Below are 18,023 nucleotides of genomic sequence, written 5' to 3' on the forward strand. Positions count from 1 at the left end.
CGAGAAATATTTTCTCAGAAGCTTTTTCTATCTGTGATGTCTAGCTGATCTAGTCTGCATCCTAGTTGGTGCCGATTGGTTTTGCTGATAATAGTTATTCTGATTGTAATTTTGTTGTTGAACTGAATTTTTTGTTGCAGAACGATGTATTATATAATGCCAAATCAAAAATCCTAATCCGACAATGAATCCGATCCAGATCCAAATTATCAAATCACCGAAAACACCACCGGCACTTAACATAGCGATGGCTCCGAATAGGACTAGAATGATGGCATTAGCGATATCGCCGCCTAGTTTGTCACTATTGTGTGTGGCAATGTAAACTATGCCAGAAACTAGAAAGGAAAAGGCCATTAAGACCCCAGCTGGACCACTTGCTTGGCTACTTTTGGAAACGGCTGAGACGAACAGTGCAGCGATACTTTGAAAAACGATAAATGGTGATAAAACAATAAGAATAATTCCGACTACTAATTTTGCAACTTTCATATAAATCCCCCCTGATAATCTATTTATTTAATTATAGCGCTTACAACGCTGATGCAATACCATGAGCAACAAAAGTGCTAACTAAAATATAGCTTAGTATACTGAAGACTAATACGTATTTATGGAGGGTACCTAATGTCACAATCAAAATCAGGCTTTACCAATATTCAATCGCTAGATCCTAGTATTATTGTTGACTTAAGATATGCGACCACAAATAATTTTACAGGACAAATCGTTTATGATTTTTCGACGGCAATTGCTCGGACAGGAACCGCCGAAAAATTGGCTAAAGCTAGTGCTGATTTAAGAGAACAGGGATATCGGCTTAAAGTATGGGATGCTTATCGGCCTGTATCTGCACAAGAGAGATTGTTTGAAGTTTATCCAGACCCGTCATTTGTTGCCAGACCAAATCCTAACTTTTCACATCAAAAAGGTGTAACCTTTGATCTAACTGTTTGTGATTTAGAGGGCAATGAATTACCTATGCAGACGGAGTTTGATAATTTTACAGCGTCTGCTTTTAGAAATGCTAAACGTTCCGCAATTCACGAAAAAAATTATCAAATTCTTGATAAAGCCATGAGAAAAGCAGGATTTGTTGGATACGAAAATGAGTGGTGGGATTATCGTGACAATGAAATGGATTCCTATAAACCTGCTAGTGCCAATCCAAATGAATATTAAATTATCTTTCACAATATCAAAAGTCTTTGATTCATAGTACAATCGAGGGTGGACAATAAAATGATTAAAAGTGAAGGAAATTATATATGAATTCAATTGACTGTTCAAGAACATTATCTATTAGTAATCATCGAGTATTTTCATCAGATTTAAACGAACATAATACGGTTTTTGGTGGGAAAATTCTGGCTACGATCGATGATAATTCTTCGATTCCAGCATCGCGTGTTGCTAGGATCGAAACGGTCACCGCTTCAATCGATCAGGTCAACTTTATTTTGCCATTTAAGTTGCAGGATTCAATGTGTACTGAATCTTATGTTTCAGGAGTAGGTAGTCGTTCGATTGAAGTTTTTACTAAAATTATTGGTGAACATCTAAAAACAGGTGAAAGATTTTTGGGATTAACATGTTTTTCGACCTTTGTAGTTATTGATAAAGATATCAAATTGCCAATGATCCATCCTGATAATCCAGAAGCTGAATACGTTTGCCAAGGTTATGAAAAACGTCAGTCTGAACGGATGGAGAAGTTATTGACTCAGGAAAAATTCAATCAGAATATAAGCTTAGATTTTCCCTGGTCGTCAGAAGTGTCTAATAATGTAGGCTACACTGGAACGGATAAATAGGCTTAAAACGACTAATACTAATAGAATCGGTGGGAATATTCCGCCAACAATCAAATAAATAAAACTACTGATCAGCATAATCAATGCTGATCTTTTTTCTTCTAAGTCGTGCTTGTTTGTCTTTGAGCAATTATTCAGAATCAGTCTAAACATTAAATACTGAAAGAAATTGGCAACTGTTAAGACTAATGCAAATGTGATAACAGTTATTCTTGAGAATAAATTATCATTGAGCCAAGCTGTAGCAAATGGGATCAGTGAAACAGTAGTAAGAAAACACATGTTAAGGATCATCAAGTGACTTTTGATATTTTTGATTGCATTAAACATTTCTTGATGAAAGAACCAGTATTGTGAAACGACACCGACACTAGTTAAATAAATCAGGATTTCTCTAATCAGTTGATGGATTGAACTATCAGAGACTGATTGAGGGACCTTAATATTTAAAACCATAATTGTGAGAACAACCGCGAATATTCCATCAGAAATACCATCAAAGCGACTTTTTGAGTTTTTAAACATTGTCTTTTACCTCGTGATTAGAATTTTACTACCGAGAATGGTTATATGCATCTAACTTGACTAGATGTGGTTGAGTAATTTCTTGTGAGAAAATTCTGAATCAAATATCCTAATAATAAGAGGATGACTATAGGAGGTAAGAACAATGTTCAAAACAATTCTAGTGGCTATAGATGGAAGCCCAGTATCATTTCGTGCTTTAGAAATTAGTATCGAAATGGCTAAGAAGAGTGAATCAGAAGTTGTCGTTGCTTCGATTGCTGGTGTCGATAGCGTACCTGTAAATGTCGGGGTAGATTATATGCCTGATTTAATTCAAGATATAAAAAATCAAACTGATAAAATTTTGAAAACGGCAGAACAACAACTAATTAATTCTAAGATACCATATCGGCTTATTTTTAAAGAAGGAGACCCAAAGTCATTAATAGCTAAGGTGATTCCCGAAAGTGTTGATGCCGACTTAATCGTTATGGGTAGGACTGGTAAAGGAATGATCACCAAAATACTTATGGGGTCAGTCGCCAGGTATGTTTCTGAAAACGTTGATTTACCAGTCATGCTTGTGCCATAAAAAAGACAACTCTCATAAGAAAGTTGTCTTTTTTAATACTATTTATTTTTCATTTTTTAGCCATTCTTGAACGGCTTCTTCATTGTGTGCTAACCAACCACAGGCAGCGGCGGCAATCGCACCAACTAGATCATCCAAGAAGACATTGATCTTGCCAGTTGATTTGTCGTTTAGTTTAGCTAGTACGCCATGTTTTAATTTATCGACATAACCGTAATTAGTAACAGAGACAGACCCATACAAACTAGCTAAGGTGATAGCCATATTTTCGTCAATTCCATAAGTAGACTCATCAGTTTCCATGATTCGTTGCATGGGGGATGATAATAGTCCTTTTTCGGCCAAGACATCTAGCTCAATACCGGTCATAATGGCATTTTGTGCTTCACGTTTATGTAGCACTTTATTGATGGCATGGATCGATAATTCTTCATCTAATCCGTTGATATAGTCTTTTTCCAAGAAGATAACTATTTCAGCGATGTCATTTAAGTGAACCCCACGTTCCTTGAGATTTCTAACGATATGATTGTAATACTCCGTATCCTGTTGTTTGAATGATGTCAAAATTAAACACTCCCTCGGGTCTATTTTTCGCCATTCCATTCGCCCTTGAATTCATCTAAAAATTGCAACATGAATTCATGACGTCCGTCAGCTATTTTTTTAGCAGTTTCCGTATTCATCATAGCTCTTAATTTGATTAATTTCTCGTAAAAATGGTTAATGATAGTTTCATCTTTTAAATTACGATATTCTTTTTTATCCATATTAGTTCTAGGTTTCATTTTGGGATCAAAAATAACTTGAGCATTAACGCCACCATAGTAAATTGCACGAATTATTCCGATTGCTCCGATAGCATCTAAACGGTCGGCATCTTGGACAATTTGTCCAGCTAACGATAATTTAGGAGGATTGGGACTTAGAGTCTTGCTGAAGGAAAGGTTATGAGTTATGTAAAGAATCTCTTCGATTTGTTGAGCGGTTAATTCAATACTCTTCAAAAAATCAGCTATTTCTTTTTCCAATTCGGCCGGGTCGTCAACCAATTTATCATCGGCAACATCATGCAGATAGGCGGCGCCGTAAGTAATTAGATGATCGGCGTGTTCTGTTAAGAGAATGGTATCGACTGATTTTATAACTCTCACAATATGATCAAAGTTGTGCCCCGTGGCGTCGTTGTGCATTTTTCCATATGCAAAATCACGAATTTTTTTGATCTGTTGACTAAGTTCCATAAGTTTTCTCCTTTTTTGATATAAATATCTTATCAAACTTGAAATATATTTAGTATTAATAGTGATAAAGTATACATGTAATCATTTAATTGAATTTGGGAGGACTAGTAATGAATTACATTAATAAAGAACTACCTGATTTTGATGTTAAAGCTTATCACAAGGGTGAGCTAGTAAATTATAAGAAGAATGACCTTTTAGGTAAATGGTCGATCCTATTCTTCTATCCAGCTGATTTTTCTTTTGTTTGTCCAACCGAACTTGAAGATTTAGAGAGTTCATACTCAGAATTTAAGAAGAATAATGCTGAGATTTATTCAGTATCTGTCGACAGTGAATTTTCACATATGTCATGGGCTCAGAATACTGATACGATCAGTAAGATTGAATATCCAATGCTATCAGATCAAAAACATGAGTTGGCTGATTTCTTTGATTTGATAGAAGAGGAAAGTGGTCGCGCTTATCGTGGCGTCTTCATAATTAATCCAGAAGGTGTCATTAAGTCATATACTATTAATGCCATGGGTATTGGTCGTAATGCACAAGAGATCCTTAGAACTCTTCAAGCAGCACAATTTGTTGCCGAAAACGGTGATAATGTATGTCCTGCTAACTGGCATCCCGGTGAAAAGACTATCAAACCGGGTGCTGACTTAGTTGGTAAAATTTAAATTAATTGAAAAGTCGGACTTGTTCCGACTTTTTTTGTGGCTAGATATAGTGCCTTTAAAATTCTAGCATACTTTATCTGGTATTTATTTATCTAAAAGATTTATACAGCGATAAATTTTATATAACTCCTTGTCCCTCTAGGCATATTCAAAATCATTAAAATAATCATAAAATTAATTATGCTAAAAGACTTGATTTAGGTACGGGTACTAGTGGTATTATTTTAATCGTTGTCTGATTAGGTGAACAGACGTTTGATTGTAAGAACCGAGTTATTTTAGATTTGCTATCTTAATTAATTAGGTCCTATCACCAATTCGAGGGAGGATGTTTTGTGGCATTCTCAAAATGAGGAGAAGATTTATTTATGACGAGTATTTTCAGTCCCAAGTGGTATGTCGAACAAATGAAACATTGGAGCTTTAAGAGTTATATGCTTTTGATGTTTGGATTGGGAGCTATCACTGCTTCAACACTTTCCAGCCATATTACATCTATTGCGATATTAACATGGTTCGCCGGAGTTCTTGGCTTTACATGTACTGTAGCGATCACCAACGCTAAACCATTAAATGGTGTTTTAGGACTAGTTTCAGCCCTCATTTATATCGTTGTAGCTATTGATGCTAAAAACTTTGCTGATGTTGTGCTACAAGCCAGTTATATTGTACTTTTGGATATTCCTGTTTTGATCAGTCCACAGTGGGCTAAAGATGCTGAAAAACATATTCATGGTTTAACAGCTCCTAAGTGGCTTTTAACGGCATTATTCTTCTTTGCATCATGGGGATTACTTTATTTGATGGATACAAATATTTTCATCAGTCCAAGACCAATTATTGATTCAGTTGCTAGTGCAATCGGATTTACAGGTGCATTATTATGTACATTGCGCTTCCGTGAACAATATTATTTCTGGACAGCACAAGGTGTTATGTCAATCGTTTTGTGGGGTGTTACAGCCATGCAAGGCGACGCCAGCCCTGTACTGTTCCTAACATATATCATGTACTTTATGAATGATATGATTGCTTTCTTTGATTCACATACACACTGGTTCCATAAGCCAGCTGAAGTTAGTGAAGAAAAACTTGAAGAACAAGCAGATTAATATTTAAAAAAATTCCATTTTTGTTAACGCAAAGATGGAATTTTTTTGTTCACTAATAGATCTTTTTGGTTTAGAATCAATTAAAATTGAAAAAAGGACTATTGATATGAAAAAGGGATTAAAAATATTTTTGGTTGTCCTTATAGGACTACTGCTAGTTGCTGATTTGGCTGGGGGAGCTTATTTGTTTAACTTTGCTTTCAAGAAGGGTAACTACAGTAGTAAGGATGCTAATATTGAATTAAAAGGCAATAATAAATGGTTTGCATCACAGAAACAATCTATATGGACGGAGAAGTCTAAAGATGGACTAGAGTTAAAAGCTCGTTATCTGCCGGCTGAAAATAAGACTAATAAAACAGTTGTGGTAGTTCATGGGTATGGTAGTGCCAGCAGATATATGGGTTCGTTTGTTAAAATATTTCATCAGGCAGGATATAATGTTTTAGCTCCAGATAATCGTTCGTTTGGTATGAGTCAAGGTGAGTACGCAGGTTATGGATGGTTAGATCGGAAAGATATGATGGGCTGGATCAATCGGTTGAATCAAAAAAATCCTAACTCAAAAATTGGATTGTATGGGATAAGTATGGGTGCCGCAACAGTCATGTATACTCTAGGGGAACATCCCAAAAATGTTGACTTTGCAATTGCCGACTGTGGTTATTCAACCATTTCTGGAGAATTGAATTATCAATTAAAAGAGATGTTTAATTTACCTAGTTTTCCATTAGTTCAGACCGCAGCAATTTATTCAAAGATATTTGCTGGATATAATTTTTATCAAGCAGATACCAAGAAAACTTTGAAGAATAGTCATGTACCGATCTTTATAATTCATGGATCAAAAGATACTTATGTGCCAACATCAAATGCTTATATTAATTATAAGAATGCTAATGATCCTAAGAAGATTTGGATCGTAAAAGGCGCTGAGCATGGTAGAGCGTATAATACTGATAAGAAAAATTATGTGCGTAAAGTTGATGACTTTGCGTTGAGGTATTTTAAATAGTATTCTTGTTGCCTTTGGTTCCTTTATAGTAAATAAAGGAGGCCGTGAATATAACTATTTTCATCTTAAACGTGTAACAAAACATAGATTTTTATGCTTAAAACGAATGGCTCCAGTTAATCCAAAATCGGATTACTGGAGCCATTTGTTTTAATACTCGAAAGCTGATTATGTTTTATCACACTTTACTTTTTAATTTATATTTGAAATAGATTTTTTATTGAAGTATGCTAATTGTCCAGATGAGTTGGAGGGATGAAAATTGAAAGATTATATTGAAGTTATTGGTGCCCAAAATAATAATTTACAGAACGTTTCAGTCAAGGTACCTAAACATCAAATTACTGTTTTTACTGGATTATCAGGATCGGGTAAATCTTCGTTAGTGTTTGATACGATTGCTGCAGAATCTCAGCGTTTGCTAAATGAAACGTACTCGGCATTTATCCAACAAATGCTACCCAACTTTGAAGCTCCGAAGGTTGAGTCAATTAAAAATTTACCAGTTTCAATTGTTATTGATCAAAAAAAGATTGGTGGGAATGCTCGCTCAACGGTTGGGACTATTACCGAAATTTATACGGGTCTAAGATTATTGTTTTCTCGTATCGCTAAGCCCTTTGTGGGATATTCGATGGTTTACTCGTTCAATAATCCGACTGGTATGTGTCAAACATGCCAAGGATTGGGTGTAACCAAACAGGTCGATATTCACAAATTGCTTGATTTTGATAAATCACTCAATGAAGGTGCCATTCAATTTCCAACTTTTCAACCAGGTGGATTTCGTTGGTTACGTTATACAGAGACTGGTAATTTTGACAACAATAAGAAAATTAGAGATTATTCAGATGTTGAGTTGCAACGTTTGTTATTCGACCAAGGAAGTAAACCAGATAATCCAACTTCTAAGTGGCCCAAAACTTCTCAATATGTTGGCGTTGTTAAACGGATTAAGACTACCATAATGGAAAAAGGTGGTCTTCATTATCAGCAAGCTTTGAACGATGTATTTAATGAGCAAGTTTGTCCAGATTGTCATGGAACAAGGGTTAACGATTTAATTCGATCTGCCAAAATTAATGGTAAATCAATTGCTGACTGTAGTGAAATGGCAATTGATGATTTGATAGATTTTTTAAAGCAAGTTAAAGGTAATCCAGAGATTGAGCTAGTTTTGCAAAACATTTTGAAACGATTGAACAGTTTAAAGGTAGTTGGTTTAGATTATTTAACCTTAAGTCGCTCAACGACTTCACTCTCTGGTGGGGAATCACAACGAATTAAGATGACAAAATATTTGAATAGTGCCTTGAGTGATGTTTGTTATATCTTTGATGAACCAAGTGTTGGCTTGCATCCGCAGGATTTAATTGGTATTAACAAGATTTTTACCAAGTTACGTGATCAGGGCAATACAGTATTACTAATTGATCATGATCCAGATGTGATAAAAATTTCTGACAATGTGATTGAAATGGGTCCCAAAGCGGGTAAAAAAGGTGGTCAAATCACTTTTGAGGGAACTTATCAAGATTTATTAAACTCTCAAACGATTACTGGCCAAGCTTTACAAGCACATCATTACTTAAATGAAAGTAAAATACCATTTGAAAAATTTTATCATTTGGAGCATGTTCACAAATATAATGTTACAGATGCGACAATCAATATACCCCAAAATGCTTTAACGGTGGTCACTGGTGTGGCTGGATCGGGTAAAAGTACTTTGATTCGAGAGTTGTTCACGCAAAAGTATTCGCAGGCAGTAACTTTTGATCAGAGTGCTATTAAAGGAAGCAATCGTTCGAATGTTTTGACATATTTGGGAGCTTTTGACGAAATTCGTAAACAATTTGCCAAAATATCTCACAAATCGGCATCATTATTTAGTTTCAATGGTCAAGGTACCTGTTCTGAATGTCATGGAAAAGGCTATATAAAGTATGATTTAGCCTACATGGGGGATGTTAAGCAAGTTTGTGAGAAGTGCCACGGGAAAAGATATAATAATGAAGCTTTAGACGTGACATATCACGGTTTGAATATTTTTGACGTATTACAATTGACCGCACAAGATGCAGTTGGATTGTTCACCAAAAAGGTTGATCAAGTCTTGAATAATTTATTAGATGCTAATCTGAGTTATTTAAATTTAGGGCAGACTTTAGATACTTTATCAGGTGGTGAGTTACAGCGTCTGAAGATTGCCAAGAGTCTTGGTCAGTCGAAGCAGAGTGATTTGTTGATTTTAGATGAACCAAGTACAGGTTTACATGAATCTGACGTCAACCAACTACTGAAGTTATTTGAAAAATTATTAGACATGGGAAAGACATTAATTGTTTTAGAACATAATTTGTCGATTATATCGCAAGCACAATGGATCATTGATTTAGGACCTCGCGGTGGTCGTTATGGTGGACAGGTACTTTTTCAAGGATATCCAGTCGATCTAATGAAAGTTGAAACATCGTTTACAGCACAGCATTTAAGAAATTTCTGCTTGTAAAAGTCGGGTTAGTTGCGTGATACTTAATTGGAGAGATATTTTTAAGAGGTGGTAAAGGCTGATGAATACCGAAATCAAATTTATTATGGATGAACTCGGTGTTATCTATGATTTTTATCGAGATAGTTTTAGTTTTAAGCGGATTAAGAGTTACATTTTGAGCATGCCTGAAGGAACAAAAATTGTAAAAGTTTCACATGGCAAGGTACCGATGTATGACCATGAAGTTGATTTACCAATTGCTGAATTTAACGATGAGACTGATTCGGTTGGTTTATTGCAAGTTAACCAGACAATGGTAAATAATCGAGCTTCAAAAGATATTGAGGCTGACACTCAACGTATTATTACACTGGTAAATCGTTTGATTATGTTGATTTCTCCTGAATAGAGTATTTTGCTAGAATGACAAAAATAAAATATTTCAAAATAAATAACAGTCACGGGAATATAAGTTTCCTGTGACTGTTATTTATTTAAGCGGAATAATATTTATATTCAATTAAGCCGGCTTAACTCGAAATACAAGGCGTCTTACTATTGGCATGATGAAGACATCACGAATAAAATAAGCAGTCGTTAATGTTCCAAAGAATCCGAAAATAAATTGTACTGGGGTCATGTGAAATAGCATTCCGTTGATCAGAAGCGCTCTGGTACTCATGGTAAAACTCATTGTAAGTAATATTATCCACCCACGAATATTGTCATTTTTTAAACGAATAGCAACTTCATTGTTCATCTTTTTAGTTCTCCATTTAATTATCCAATTACTTAAATTATTGACAACTAATAAATTGAATACGAAGGCGAAGGCAATCGTTGGTAGTATTGAAATAAAAAATACTTGCCACATTGAGCTGTTAATACCTTGTTTATTGGCCATTCCCAGCCAGCTCATGCTTGTTCCCATACCAATAGACATAAATAATATAAAAAGCAAACGTTGTTTAAAATTCATAATTAGGTCTCCTTATAGTTGACAAAGCAACTAATATAGAATGACCGGATTTAGTTTATTTGTCAACTATATAATATGCTATACTTTGAAACAAAGGAGGTCGCTGCCATGGATATTATAAAACTCGGAAAATTTATTGGGGCAATACATCGTCGCTTCCAGATAGCTATGAATCATGAACTGACCCTTCCTGAACTAAATGCCAGTAATGCTAATTTTCTCCTTTTAATCAGTGATCATGATCAAATTACTGCTAAACAAATTACGGCTGAACTGGCTATAAACAAAGGATTAGTGAGCCGTGAGATGACGCGACTTGAGAATGCAGGATATATTATTAAAACACCTGACGATACTGACCATCGCACAACTTGGCTACATATTACTCCGCAAGGTTTGAATGCTTGTACGGCAATCCGTAAAATTAAAATGGAATTATGGGATCAAATGCTAGTTGACACGAATGACGAAGATTTAAAGACAATTTTTAACAGTTTGGAATCTTGGAGTGAGCAGACTAAGAAATTTGAACAATCTGAATAAAATAGTATTTAAAAAGGTTTAATTTTCCCTGTATATTCTCAAAATACAATAGAAAATTAAACCTTTTTAAATAGCTGAAATTTTATCACGATACGATTTTGTTTCGCCATGATACTCAACTGTTAAATTTCCAGATTCTTCAATTTTAACAATAACTTCTTGTTTAGGGTTTATTACTAAACCAGAAAAGTCAGCAATTTCAACATCATCAATGGACAATAGGTCAATCGTAGCTTGAGTTTTACCAGTATTTTTAACAGCCAGTTTATCTTTGTGCAGTGAAATCGTTAGAAAGGGGCGATTAACAGTTTCTAGTAACTGATTGTTTTTGGTGAGATTCTTATTTATTTTGGCGGTATTAGCCGCAATTAAAATAATGCCAATGATCAAAGTTACTGCAATAATTATCAGTGAAATTGCGATGGCAAATTGATTAAAAGCTATCATATAAATTCTCCTTACATTTTTGTAAGCTGCTCGAACACCTCTGCAAGGTCTATTTACTCTTTTTACGTTATCCATAATAATGTTTATAACGACTTAGAGGAGAGATACATGCAGAAATTTAAATACGATCGAGAAGTTTTTAAAATCATTTTGATGCTATTAATGGTTTTAGATCATATACCTTATTTTATTTCACCATACTTGGCCGATACTTTCCACCTTATAACTAGAGTGGTGGCAGTTGGATTTGGATATTTGGTAATAGAAGGACTTTACTACACCCATAGTAAACGAAAATATTTACTCAGACTAACTGGCTGGGGAGTTTTCATGGTTATTGGAAATCTTGTGATGAATCAGTTCTTAAAATCGGAATATCAAATGTCAATTTTGGGTGACAATATTTTTATCACATTAGCGCTAGGGGCATTCATTGTCACTTTATGGAATTCTGATAATCGTCGCAATAAATTTATTTCCTTTGCCTTGTTGTTGATTGGTTGTATTCCATTCTTGGAAGGTAGTTACTTACTTTTACCATTCATGTTTATTACTAATTTAACTTATGAGAATGTTAAAAGACGTGATTTATCTTATTTAGTTTTAGCAGTTTTTTTTGCCATCCTAGAATTATCAATGAGTATACCTTTAATAAATCTTAGTGATTGGTTGTCTATTTATGATGGAATTGCTATGAATGCCAGCAGCATGTTCTTCATTTTGATCATACCAATGTTGCATTTTTATAGCGGGCAACAGGGTAAAATGGGACGTAAACTAAAGTATTTGTTCTATATTTTTTATCCAGCACATTTGTGGATAATCCATCTTTTAGCCAATTATATGGTCAATTAAAAAATTTATATGTGTTACGAGAATAATTAGTTGTAAGCCCATACAAGTAGTGCTAAATTGATCTGGTACTTAAATGGGAGGCAATCATATGACAGAAATTAATGGATACATTCAAAGCGATCGAGAGGGAAAAATTGACGTTTTGAATTTAACTAGTTTAGAAAAACGTGCTGAAGAAATTATTCCAGCCGGTGGTTTTGGGTATATTAGTGGTGGTTCAGAAGACAACTGGACTTTAAAAGAAAACACTGAAGCTTTTAATCATGTGCAAATTGTACCTAGAGTTTTAAGTGATATTGATGATCCACAAACAAAAACAAGTATTTTTGGAATTAATGTAGAAACACCAATTATGATGTCACCAGCTGCAGCACAGGGCTTGGCTCATTCACAAGGTGAAAAAGATACCGCTAAAGGTATGGCAAAAGCTGGAGCTTTGATGGGTCAAAGTACTTATTCATCAACTGCAATTGCTGATACCGCTGCTGCAGGTAATGGTTCACCACAATTTTTCCAATTGTATATGAGTAAAGACTGGGATTTCAATAAGGAACTATTAAATGAAGCTAAGAAAGCTGGGGCCAAAGCTATTATTTTAACAGCAGATGCCACAGTAGATGGTTATCGTGAATCTGATGTTATTAATGACTTCCAATTTCCAATTCCAATGGCTAACTTGACTAAATTTAGTGAAGGCGATGGTAAGGGTAAAGGTATTGGCGAAATTTATGCTGCCGCTGCTCAAAAGATCAGCCCTGATGATATTCAACGTATTAAGGATATTTCTGGTCTACCTGTTATCGTTAAAGGTATTCAAAGTCCTGAAGATGCTTTACTTGCTATCGGTGGTGGAGCTGATGGAATTTATGTATCAAATCATGGTGGTCGTCAATTAAATGGTGGACCTGCATCATTTGACGTTTTGGCAGATGTTGCTAAAGCTGTTAACCACAAGGTCCCAATCATTTTTGATAGTGGTGTACGTCGTGGATCACACGTATTCAAGGCTTTAGCTAGTGGTGCTGATATCGTTGCGCTTGCTAGACCAATGATTTATGGATTAGCATTGGGTGGAGCTGATGGTGTCTATTCAGTTGTTGAACACTTAAACGACGAACTTAAGACAATCATGCAATTGGCAGGCACAAAAACAATTGATGATGTAAAGCACGCTAAATTATTACATAAATAAGAGATATAAACTAAAAGAGGAATTCAGAAAAATCTGAGTTCCTCTTTTAGTTTTCCAAAGAATTGGCTTATGCGCATATAGAGTGCATAGTTTGATTTATGTAAAGAGATAATTATGGAATACTTGGCTAAAGATGTTGTTAAACTTCTTAAAGATCATGGATTTTATGAAGTAAGGATGAATGGTGATCATCATCGATTTGATGAGAGTAATGGTTTAGCGGAATCAATTATAAATGCTTCGGAGGCATTGGGATTAATTCTCTATGATGAGCCAAACTTACCAGGTTCTTCAAGCTTGAAGGATATTTCAAATTCAAATCCTGAATGTGTAGTAAGTCTGGTTAGTGTAGATTTAGATGAAGTATCTAAATCTGTGAAAATCCCAATGATTTCAAAAAATACACGAATTCCAAGCGATCTTGCAAGGGAGGCTGAGAAGAGACATATTAACTTCTCAGAAATCTTAGTCGAAGGATTAAAGGAAAAACTTCAGGCATAAAAAACACAGTGTCATTAATTTGACACTGCATTTTTGTATTATTCAGCTGGTTGATATTTTTCACTTTTAACAGAACTCAATATTTTATTGAAAATCATAGGGCAGACGATACATGTGATAATAGCTGCCAAAGTAATAGCTCCGTTTTGTGCTTCAGTGATGATTTTTAAATTTTGACCAACTTGCAGGATCGGTAGTACCAATGTGATAGTGGTCGACATTAATATTGCTGCTGCAAATGAGAACTTATTGCCAAACCTGTGTCGTAGAACTAGGAAGATAATTGATTTTGCCAAAATGAAGGCAATAAAGAAAATTGGTATCAAAATCAGCGCTTGCTGATCTTTAAGCATGGTTCTCAGATTCAAGTTTACGCCAGTTACGATAAAGAATATTGGTACGAAAAATCCGTACGCCATTGAACTTAATTTTTCTTGTGTATCTGGTTTAGGATTCAATAATTTCATAACGACTCCGGCTAAGAATGCACCTAAGATGCTCTCGGCACCAATTTGTTCAGCCACGGTTACTAAAGTAAATATTAGAAAGAATGCTAAACGAATGTCTAGTTGAGTAGTAGCTTTGTCAATTTTATCAAAGAACGTATAAACCCTTTGAAAACGTCTCAATAGGATAATTGCCACGATAAAAATTGATGGTAGAAGTAAAGCAGAGAAGTAATTTTTTTGTTGAATTGCAGAATAAATTGTTAGCGCTACTAACGGAATGAATTCACCCATGGCAGATATCAACAGTAAAGTTTGACCGTATTCAATTTTTAACAATCCAACTTCTGTCAGCAATGAGATGATTACTCCTAAAGCAATTGTGCTGACCAGAATGGTTGATAGGATAATGTTGTTGAACAGTCCCGTGTAGTAAAGTATCAAACTTAGGACAATTGACATGGCCAGTACTGACATAAAACTTCCAAAAGCTAAACCTAGTGGGGATTTCTTACCGTCTTCGTTAGGCTTTTTTTCAAAGAGTGAGAAGTCTATCTCCATACCACCTAAAAAGATCAGCATGATAACTCCAAGATTAGCCAAGTAAGTTAAAGTTTCATTAGGCTGAATTAAATCTAATCCTGTTTTACCAATGATTATTCCCATAATAATTTCAGCTACCGTCCCGGGAATTCTAGTAATACGAAATTTCGCCATAATCAAGGGGGTAGCCAATGCGGCAAATAGTGTAATTAATACCGAAAATTTACTCATAAAAATACCTTCTTTTGTATAATGAAAAAATAAAACAATAAGGTTATTTTAAACCATTAATGGGAGATGAGGAAAAAATATGTACAGTCCTGAACAGATTTTAGAACAAAGTATTGATAAAGGAACTAAAAAGGTCAAAAAAACTATTTTGGCAAAATTGTTATTGGGTTTTGTCGGTGGAGTAATGATAGCTATGGGGTTTTTGGCAGATATCAGAGTTTCGGCTTCAATTCCTGCTAATTTGAGCAGTGTTGGTGCGCTGGTTGGAGCATCGGTATTTCCAATTGGATTGATCGTGATCCTATTGGCTGGTGGGGAATTGGTAACAGGTAACATGATGGCCGTTAGTTCCGCTATGTATGATAAAAAAGTTTCTGTTTGGGGTTATATTAAGAACCTATTTATTATTACGCTTGGGAATATTATTGGTGCCATTTGCGTTGCATATTTCTTGGGACATTTTGTTGGTCTAACTCATGTTGGAATTTTCAGGGATGCTGTTGTAAATATGGCGACAGCCAAGGTGGCCAGTCCATTTTGGCAGAGCTTTGTTTCGGGAATAGGTTGTAATTGGTTTGTTGGCATTGCTGTGTGGCTATCATTTGGTGCCAAAGATGCAGCTGGTAAAATTATGGGGATTTGGTTTCCAATCATGATTTTTGTGGCGATCGGATTACAACATAGTATTGCCAATGCTTTTCTACTTCCTGCAGCAATCTTTGAAGGTGGTTTATCGTGGCTAGACTTTATTCAAAACATTGTCCCTGTTTATTTAGGTAACGTGGTTGGTGGAGCAGTATTTGTTTCAGGTCTTTATTATTTGAGTTATCGTAAGAAGAACTAATAATCTGGACGTGTAGTTATGAATTATTATATTTTTCTGTATAATAATAACTACTAATCTGTCTGGAGTGAACAATTAATGACTGAACCAATTGAAAAAATAATTGACCAAACTTTAAACTTGAACGAATTAGAAGATGGCAACTACTATCAACGATGTCACTTCAGATCTTACAGTGACACGATGAGTTTTACGGATATTGTTTTTGATCATTGCGAATTTGACCAAACTGACTTTAGTAAAATCAGCTTTGGCAATGTGGAATGGCATCATAGTCAATTGGCTGGTGGAAATTTTTCTGAGAGTAATTGGTATAATTGTAAGATCAGCAGTATGCAATTATCTGGAGCTGATTTCAATAATTCTTTTTTTAAGAATACTGAGTTTAAAGCTTGTAAAATGCCCTACGCAAATTTTACCGAAAGTAAGTTTGAAAAGATAAACTTCATTGACTGTGATTTAGCCGGTAGTTACTTCCAAGCACTGAAGGTTAAAAATGAGATTTCTTTTGCTGGATCAGAGTTATCTGATGCCAATTTTGGTGAAACCAAGCTTAAGGGCTTTAATTTAAAGGATGCTGAATTTGATAGCATTGTTATTAGTCCAGAACTAGCCCGTGGTTTAATTGTGAATCAATATCAGGCCGCTATTTTAATTGGAACTTTTGGAATCAAAGTGGAATGATAATAATCTCTCAAGTGGTATAATTTTTACATTATTCAAAATATCTGGGAGGGCTTAACATGTCAGAAATAGCAACTACACTTATGAATAAACAGTTAGATGCTTTGTTGTTTGAGGAAACGAATCTAATTACGAATTTGGCAAACGCTAGTGCTTTGATCAATGATACATATGAGGATCTCAATTGGGCTGGATTCTACCTATATAATGAAAATACTAAGGAATTGGATCTGGGACCATTCCAAGGTAAAGTAGCATGTATGCATATTAAAATTGGTTCAGGTGTTGTTGGAACTGCTTTTGATGATCAAAAAGTTCATCGAGTAGCCAATGTTCATGAATTTCCAGGACATATTGCCTGTGATAGTGCCAGTAATTCAGAAATTGTGGTACCAGTTACTAAAGATGGTAAAAAAATTGGTGTTTTAGATATTGATTCTCCATCACTAAATAGATTCACAGAGGATAATGAAACCGAACTAGCTGAATTTGTTAAAGTATTAAATGAGCACATAAATTAAAATGCTAACTTTTTAGTTAGTATTTTTTTGTAGATAGATTATAAGGATTCAATATGGAGGTAAGTAAGATCGATAAGAAAACATTACGTCAAAAACAAATCAAACAGTTAAAAGGTGACCAAGTGAAAACAACATCTGAGGTGTCCGAATTATTAACTAAATTGACTGATACTTCTGCTTGGAAAAATTCTAAGTCCATTGCCACAACAATTAGCGGACCATTTGAGGTTCCCACAACTCCAATAATTAAAAAGGCTATGGAGGAAGGAAAAAAAGTTTATTTACCCAAAACGATGCCACATCGTCAAATGGCTTTTTTACCTTTTACAGATATGAACGATTTGGTTAGAAGTGATTTTGGTATTCTTGAACCAGTTTACAAAGAAGAATTAGTAAATCAAGCGCCAGATTTAGTAATCGTTCCGGGATTAGCTTTTGCCACAGATTCCAACTATCGGGTTGGATTTGGAGGCGGTTATTATGACCGTTTTCTTGCTGAGTACTCTGGAAAAACAGTTGCACTAGTACCTTCCGCAATGCGTTTTGACAGTGCGGAATGGGATATTCAAGATCATGATATTAAGATTCAGCAATTGATTTGCGTGGATTAAACTAAAAATAGTCGTTAACCAAATATGAACCGCACCCTCCTAGTTGGAGTAATCCAACCAGGAGGGTTTTTCTATGTTTTCAAAAGATGTAAAACTAAAAGCTATTAATGATCTTAATGCCGGAATTAAAGTTAAACAAGTAATGGATAAATATGGGATAAAAGGTACCGCAAC

At 35.0% G+C, this 18,023-nt stretch carries 23 protein-coding genes; 16 read left to right on the forward strand and 7 right to left on the reverse strand.

Going from position 1 to position 18,023, the window contains the following annotated elements; genetic code table 11:
- Positions 1-27: 27 nt before the first annotated feature.
- Entirely contained in the window at positions 28-492 is a 465-nt protein-coding gene (locus tag EKM60_RS01685) for a hypothetical protein (RefSeq protein WP_125711801.1), read from the reverse strand.
- 135 nt (positions 493-627) lie between these two features.
- Between EKM60_RS01685 and EKM60_RS01690 the strand changes: the two genes are divergently transcribed.
- On the forward strand, positions 628-1,182 hold the full coding sequence (locus tag EKM60_RS01690) for a M15 family metallopeptidase (protein WP_125711803.1): 555 nt from the start codon (positions 628-630) through the stop codon (positions 1,180-1,182).
- Between the two features lie 86 nt (positions 1,183-1,268).
- A complete protein-coding gene (locus tag EKM60_RS01695; RefSeq protein ID WP_125711805.1) occupies positions 1,269-1,814 on the forward strand; it encodes an acyl-CoA thioesterase in 546 nt (181 codons plus the stop codon).
- Here EKM60_RS01695 and EKM60_RS01700 read toward each other — a convergent pair.
- Complete coding sequence (locus tag EKM60_RS01700; protein WP_125711807.1) at positions 1,770-2,339, reverse strand: TMEM175 family protein; 570 nt, start codon at positions 2,337-2,339, stop codon at positions 1,770-1,772. The two genes, EKM60_RS01695 and EKM60_RS01700, sit on opposite strands and share 45 nt — an antisense overlap.
- A gap of 145 nt (positions 2,340-2,484) precedes the next feature.
- Between EKM60_RS01700 and EKM60_RS01705 the strand changes: the two genes are divergently transcribed.
- On the forward strand, positions 2,485-2,913 hold the full coding sequence (locus tag EKM60_RS01705; RefSeq protein ID WP_125711809.1) for a universal stress protein: 429 nt from the start codon (positions 2,485-2,487) through the stop codon (positions 2,911-2,913).
- A gap of 42 nt (positions 2,914-2,955) precedes the next feature.
- Here EKM60_RS01705 and EKM60_RS01710 read toward each other — a convergent pair whose 3' ends face one another.
- Together EKM60_RS01710 and EKM60_RS01715 are read right to left on the reverse strand one after the other, a co-directional pair.
- Positions 2,956-3,480: a phosphatidylglycerophosphatase A family protein gene (locus EKM60_RS01710; RefSeq protein WP_225426978.1), complete on the reverse strand. Its 525-nt coding sequence runs from the start codon at positions 3,478-3,480 to the stop codon at positions 2,956-2,958.
- A gap of 20 nt (positions 3,481-3,500) precedes the next feature.
- Positions 3,501-4,157, reverse strand: a complete 657-nt coding sequence (locus EKM60_RS01715) for an HD domain-containing protein (protein WP_125711813.1) — start codon at positions 4,155-4,157, stop codon at positions 3,501-3,503.
- 110 nt (positions 4,158-4,267) lie between these two features.
- Here EKM60_RS01715 and EKM60_RS01720 point away from each other — a divergent pair, with 110 nt between their 5' ends.
- The 5 genes from EKM60_RS01720 (at position 4,268) to EKM60_RS01740 (ending at position 9,861) form a co-directional block, all read left to right on the forward strand.
- Positions 4,268-4,831, forward strand: coding sequence for a peroxiredoxin (locus EKM60_RS01720; protein ID WP_125711815.1), 564 nt, complete (start codon positions 4,268-4,270; stop codon positions 4,829-4,831).
- Positions 4,832-5,199: 368 nt separating this feature from the next.
- Positions 5,200-5,943 carry a nicotinamide riboside transporter PnuC gene (pnuC, locus tag EKM60_RS01725; RefSeq protein ID WP_125711817.1) on the forward strand — a complete coding sequence of 248 codons (744 nt, stop codon included), beginning with the start codon at positions 5,200-5,202 and terminating at the stop codon, positions 5,941-5,943.
- Between the two features lie 106 nt (positions 5,944-6,049).
- The gene (locus EKM60_RS01730; protein ID WP_225426979.1) at positions 6,050-6,958 is read left to right on the forward strand and encodes an alpha/beta hydrolase; all 909 of its coding nucleotides are present in this window, start codon (positions 6,050-6,052) and stop codon (positions 6,956-6,958) included.
- A 262-nt stretch (positions 6,959-7,220) separates the two neighbouring features.
- Positions 7,221-9,470, forward strand: coding sequence for an ATP-binding cassette domain-containing protein (locus tag EKM60_RS01735; protein WP_125711819.1), 2,250 nt, complete (start codon positions 7,221-7,223; stop codon positions 9,468-9,470).
- Between the two features lie 61 nt (positions 9,471-9,531).
- Entirely contained in the window at positions 9,532-9,861 is a 330-nt protein-coding gene (locus EKM60_RS01740) for a hypothetical protein (RefSeq protein WP_125711821.1), read from the forward strand.
- A 111-nt stretch (positions 9,862-9,972) separates the two neighbouring features.
- Here EKM60_RS01740 and EKM60_RS01745 read toward each other — a convergent pair whose 3' ends face one another.
- Positions 9,973-10,431, reverse strand: a complete 459-nt coding sequence (locus EKM60_RS01745) for a hypothetical protein (protein WP_125711823.1) — start codon at positions 10,429-10,431, stop codon at positions 9,973-9,975.
- Between the two features lie 108 nt (positions 10,432-10,539).
- On the opposite strand from EKM60_RS01745, the gene EKM60_RS01750 reads away from it, so the two are divergent.
- Entirely contained in the window at positions 10,540-10,974 is a 435-nt protein-coding gene (locus EKM60_RS01750) for a MarR family winged helix-turn-helix transcriptional regulator (protein ID WP_164508289.1), read from the forward strand.
- A gap of 66 nt (positions 10,975-11,040) precedes the next feature.
- Here EKM60_RS01750 and EKM60_RS01755 read toward each other — a convergent pair whose 3' ends face one another.
- Positions 11,041-11,421, reverse strand: coding sequence for a hypothetical protein (locus EKM60_RS01755; RefSeq protein WP_125711827.1), 381 nt, complete (start codon positions 11,419-11,421; stop codon positions 11,041-11,043).
- Positions 11,422-11,529: 108 nt separating this feature from the next.
- Here EKM60_RS01755 and EKM60_RS01760 point away from each other — a divergent pair, with 108 nt between their 5' ends.
- The 3 genes from EKM60_RS01760 (at position 11,530) to EKM60_RS01770 (ending at position 13,969) form a co-directional block, all read left to right on the forward strand.
- Positions 11,530-12,276, forward strand: a complete 747-nt coding sequence (locus tag EKM60_RS01760) for a TraX family protein (protein WP_125711829.1) — start codon at positions 11,530-11,532, stop codon at positions 12,274-12,276.
- A gap of 88 nt (positions 12,277-12,364) precedes the next feature.
- The gene (locus EKM60_RS01765) at positions 12,365-13,468 is read left to right on the forward strand and encodes a lactate oxidase (protein ID WP_125711831.1); all 1,104 of its coding nucleotides are present in this window, start codon (positions 12,365-12,367) and stop codon (positions 13,466-13,468) included.
- A gap of 114 nt (positions 13,469-13,582) precedes the next feature.
- Positions 13,583-13,969 carry a type II toxin-antitoxin system HicA family toxin gene (locus tag EKM60_RS01770; RefSeq protein WP_125711833.1) on the forward strand — a complete coding sequence of 129 codons (387 nt, stop codon included), beginning with the start codon at positions 13,583-13,585 and terminating at the stop codon, positions 13,967-13,969.
- 38 nt (positions 13,970-14,007) lie between these two features.
- Here EKM60_RS01770 and EKM60_RS01775 read toward each other — a convergent pair whose 3' ends face one another.
- On the reverse strand, positions 14,008-15,189 hold the full coding sequence (locus EKM60_RS01775; protein WP_125711835.1) for a cation:proton antiporter: 1,182 nt from the start codon (positions 15,187-15,189) through the stop codon (positions 14,008-14,010).
- Between the two features lie 79 nt (positions 15,190-15,268).
- On the opposite strand from EKM60_RS01775, the gene EKM60_RS01780 reads away from it, so the two are divergent.
- The 4 genes from EKM60_RS01780 to EKM60_RS01795 all read left to right on the forward strand — a co-directional run bounded on the left by EKM60_RS01780 (position 15,269) and on the right by EKM60_RS01795 (position 17,849).
- Positions 15,269-16,033, forward strand: a complete 765-nt coding sequence (locus tag EKM60_RS01780; protein ID WP_125711838.1) for a formate/nitrite transporter family protein — start codon at positions 15,269-15,271, stop codon at positions 16,031-16,033.
- A gap of 78 nt (positions 16,034-16,111) precedes the next feature.
- Positions 16,112-16,717 (forward strand): pentapeptide repeat-containing protein, encoded by a 606-nt coding sequence (locus EKM60_RS01785; RefSeq protein WP_125711840.1) that lies wholly within the window; start codon positions 16,112-16,114, stop codon positions 16,715-16,717.
- A gap of 59 nt (positions 16,718-16,776) precedes the next feature.
- A complete protein-coding gene (locus EKM60_RS01790; protein ID WP_125711842.1) occupies positions 16,777-17,238 on the forward strand; it encodes a GAF domain-containing protein in 462 nt (153 codons plus the stop codon).
- 53 nt (positions 17,239-17,291) lie between these two features.
- Positions 17,292-17,849 (forward strand): 5-formyltetrahydrofolate cyclo-ligase, encoded by a 558-nt coding sequence (locus EKM60_RS01795; protein ID WP_125711844.1) that lies wholly within the window; start codon positions 17,292-17,294, stop codon positions 17,847-17,849.
- The last annotated feature ends 174 nt before the right edge of the window (positions 17,850-18,023 follow it).

Source organism: Companilactobacillus kedongensis (genome assembly GCF_003946625.1).
GTDB lineage: Bacteria > Bacillota > Bacilli > Lactobacillales > Lactobacillaceae > Companilactobacillus > Companilactobacillus kedongensis.

Excerpts from the sequence above, each read along its gene's own strand:
- EKM60_RS01765 (WP_125711831.1), top strand. The coding sequence starts at position 12,365 with ATGACAGAAATTAATGGATACATTCAAAGCGATCGAGAGGGAAAAATT.
- EKM60_RS01700 (WP_125711807.1), bottom strand. The coding sequence starts at position 2,339 with ATGTTTAAAAACTCAAAAAGTCGCTTTGATGGTATTTCTGATGGAATA.
- EKM60_RS01690 (WP_125711803.1), top strand. The coding sequence starts at position 628 with ATGTCACAATCAAAATCAGGCTTTACCAATATTCAATCGCTAGATCCT.
- EKM60_RS01750 (WP_164508289.1), top strand. The coding sequence starts at position 10,540 with ATGGATATTATAAAACTCGGAAAATTTATTGGGGCAATACATCGTCGC.
- EKM60_RS01720 (WP_125711815.1), top strand. The coding sequence starts at position 4,268 with ATGAATTACATTAATAAAGAACTACCTGATTTTGATGTTAAAGCTTAT.
- EKM60_RS01705 (WP_125711809.1), top strand. The coding sequence starts at position 2,485 with ATGTTCAAAACAATTCTAGTGGCTATAGATGGAAGCCCAGTATCATTT.
- EKM60_RS01775 (WP_125711835.1), bottom strand. The coding sequence starts at position 15,189 with ATGAGTAAATTTTCGGTATTAATTACACTATTTGCCGCATTGGCTACC.
- pnuC (WP_125711817.1), top strand. The coding sequence starts at position 5,200 with ATGACGAGTATTTTCAGTCCCAAGTGGTATGTCGAACAAATGAAACAT.
- EKM60_RS01740 (WP_125711821.1), top strand. The coding sequence starts at position 9,532 with ATGAATACCGAAATCAAATTTATTATGGATGAACTCGGTGTTATCTAT.
- EKM60_RS01755 (WP_125711827.1), bottom strand. The coding sequence starts at position 11,421 with ATGATAGCTTTTAATCAATTTGCCATCGCAATTTCACTGATAATTATT.
- EKM60_RS01685 (WP_125711801.1), bottom strand. The coding sequence starts at position 492 with ATGAAAGTTGCAAAATTAGTAGTCGGAATTATTCTTATTGTTTTATCA.
- EKM60_RS01780 (WP_125711838.1), top strand. The coding sequence starts at position 15,269 with ATGTACAGTCCTGAACAGATTTTAGAACAAAGTATTGATAAAGGAACT.
- EKM60_RS01715 (WP_125711813.1), bottom strand. The coding sequence starts at position 4,157 with ATGGAACTTAGTCAACAGATCAAAAAAATTCGTGATTTTGCATATGGA.
- EKM60_RS01785 (WP_125711840.1), top strand. The coding sequence starts at position 16,112 with ATGACTGAACCAATTGAAAAAATAATTGACCAAACTTTAAACTTGAAC.
- EKM60_RS01795 (WP_125711844.1), top strand. The coding sequence starts at position 17,292 with ATGGAGGTAAGTAAGATCGATAAGAAAACATTACGTCAAAAACAAATC.
- EKM60_RS01695 (WP_125711805.1), top strand. The coding sequence starts at position 1,269 with ATGAATTCAATTGACTGTTCAAGAACATTATCTATTAGTAATCATCGA.
- EKM60_RS01745 (WP_125711823.1), bottom strand. The coding sequence starts at position 10,431 with ATGAATTTTAAACAACGTTTGCTTTTTATATTATTTATGTCTATTGGT.
- EKM60_RS01730 (WP_225426979.1), top strand. The coding sequence starts at position 6,050 with ATGAAAAAGGGATTAAAAATATTTTTGGTTGTCCTTATAGGACTACTG.
- EKM60_RS01760 (WP_125711829.1), top strand. The coding sequence starts at position 11,530 with ATGCAGAAATTTAAATACGATCGAGAAGTTTTTAAAATCATTTTGATG.
- EKM60_RS01770 (WP_125711833.1), top strand. The coding sequence starts at position 13,583 with ATGGAATACTTGGCTAAAGATGTTGTTAAACTTCTTAAAGATCATGGA.
- EKM60_RS01790 (WP_125711842.1), top strand. The coding sequence starts at position 16,777 with ATGTCAGAAATAGCAACTACACTTATGAATAAACAGTTAGATGCTTTG.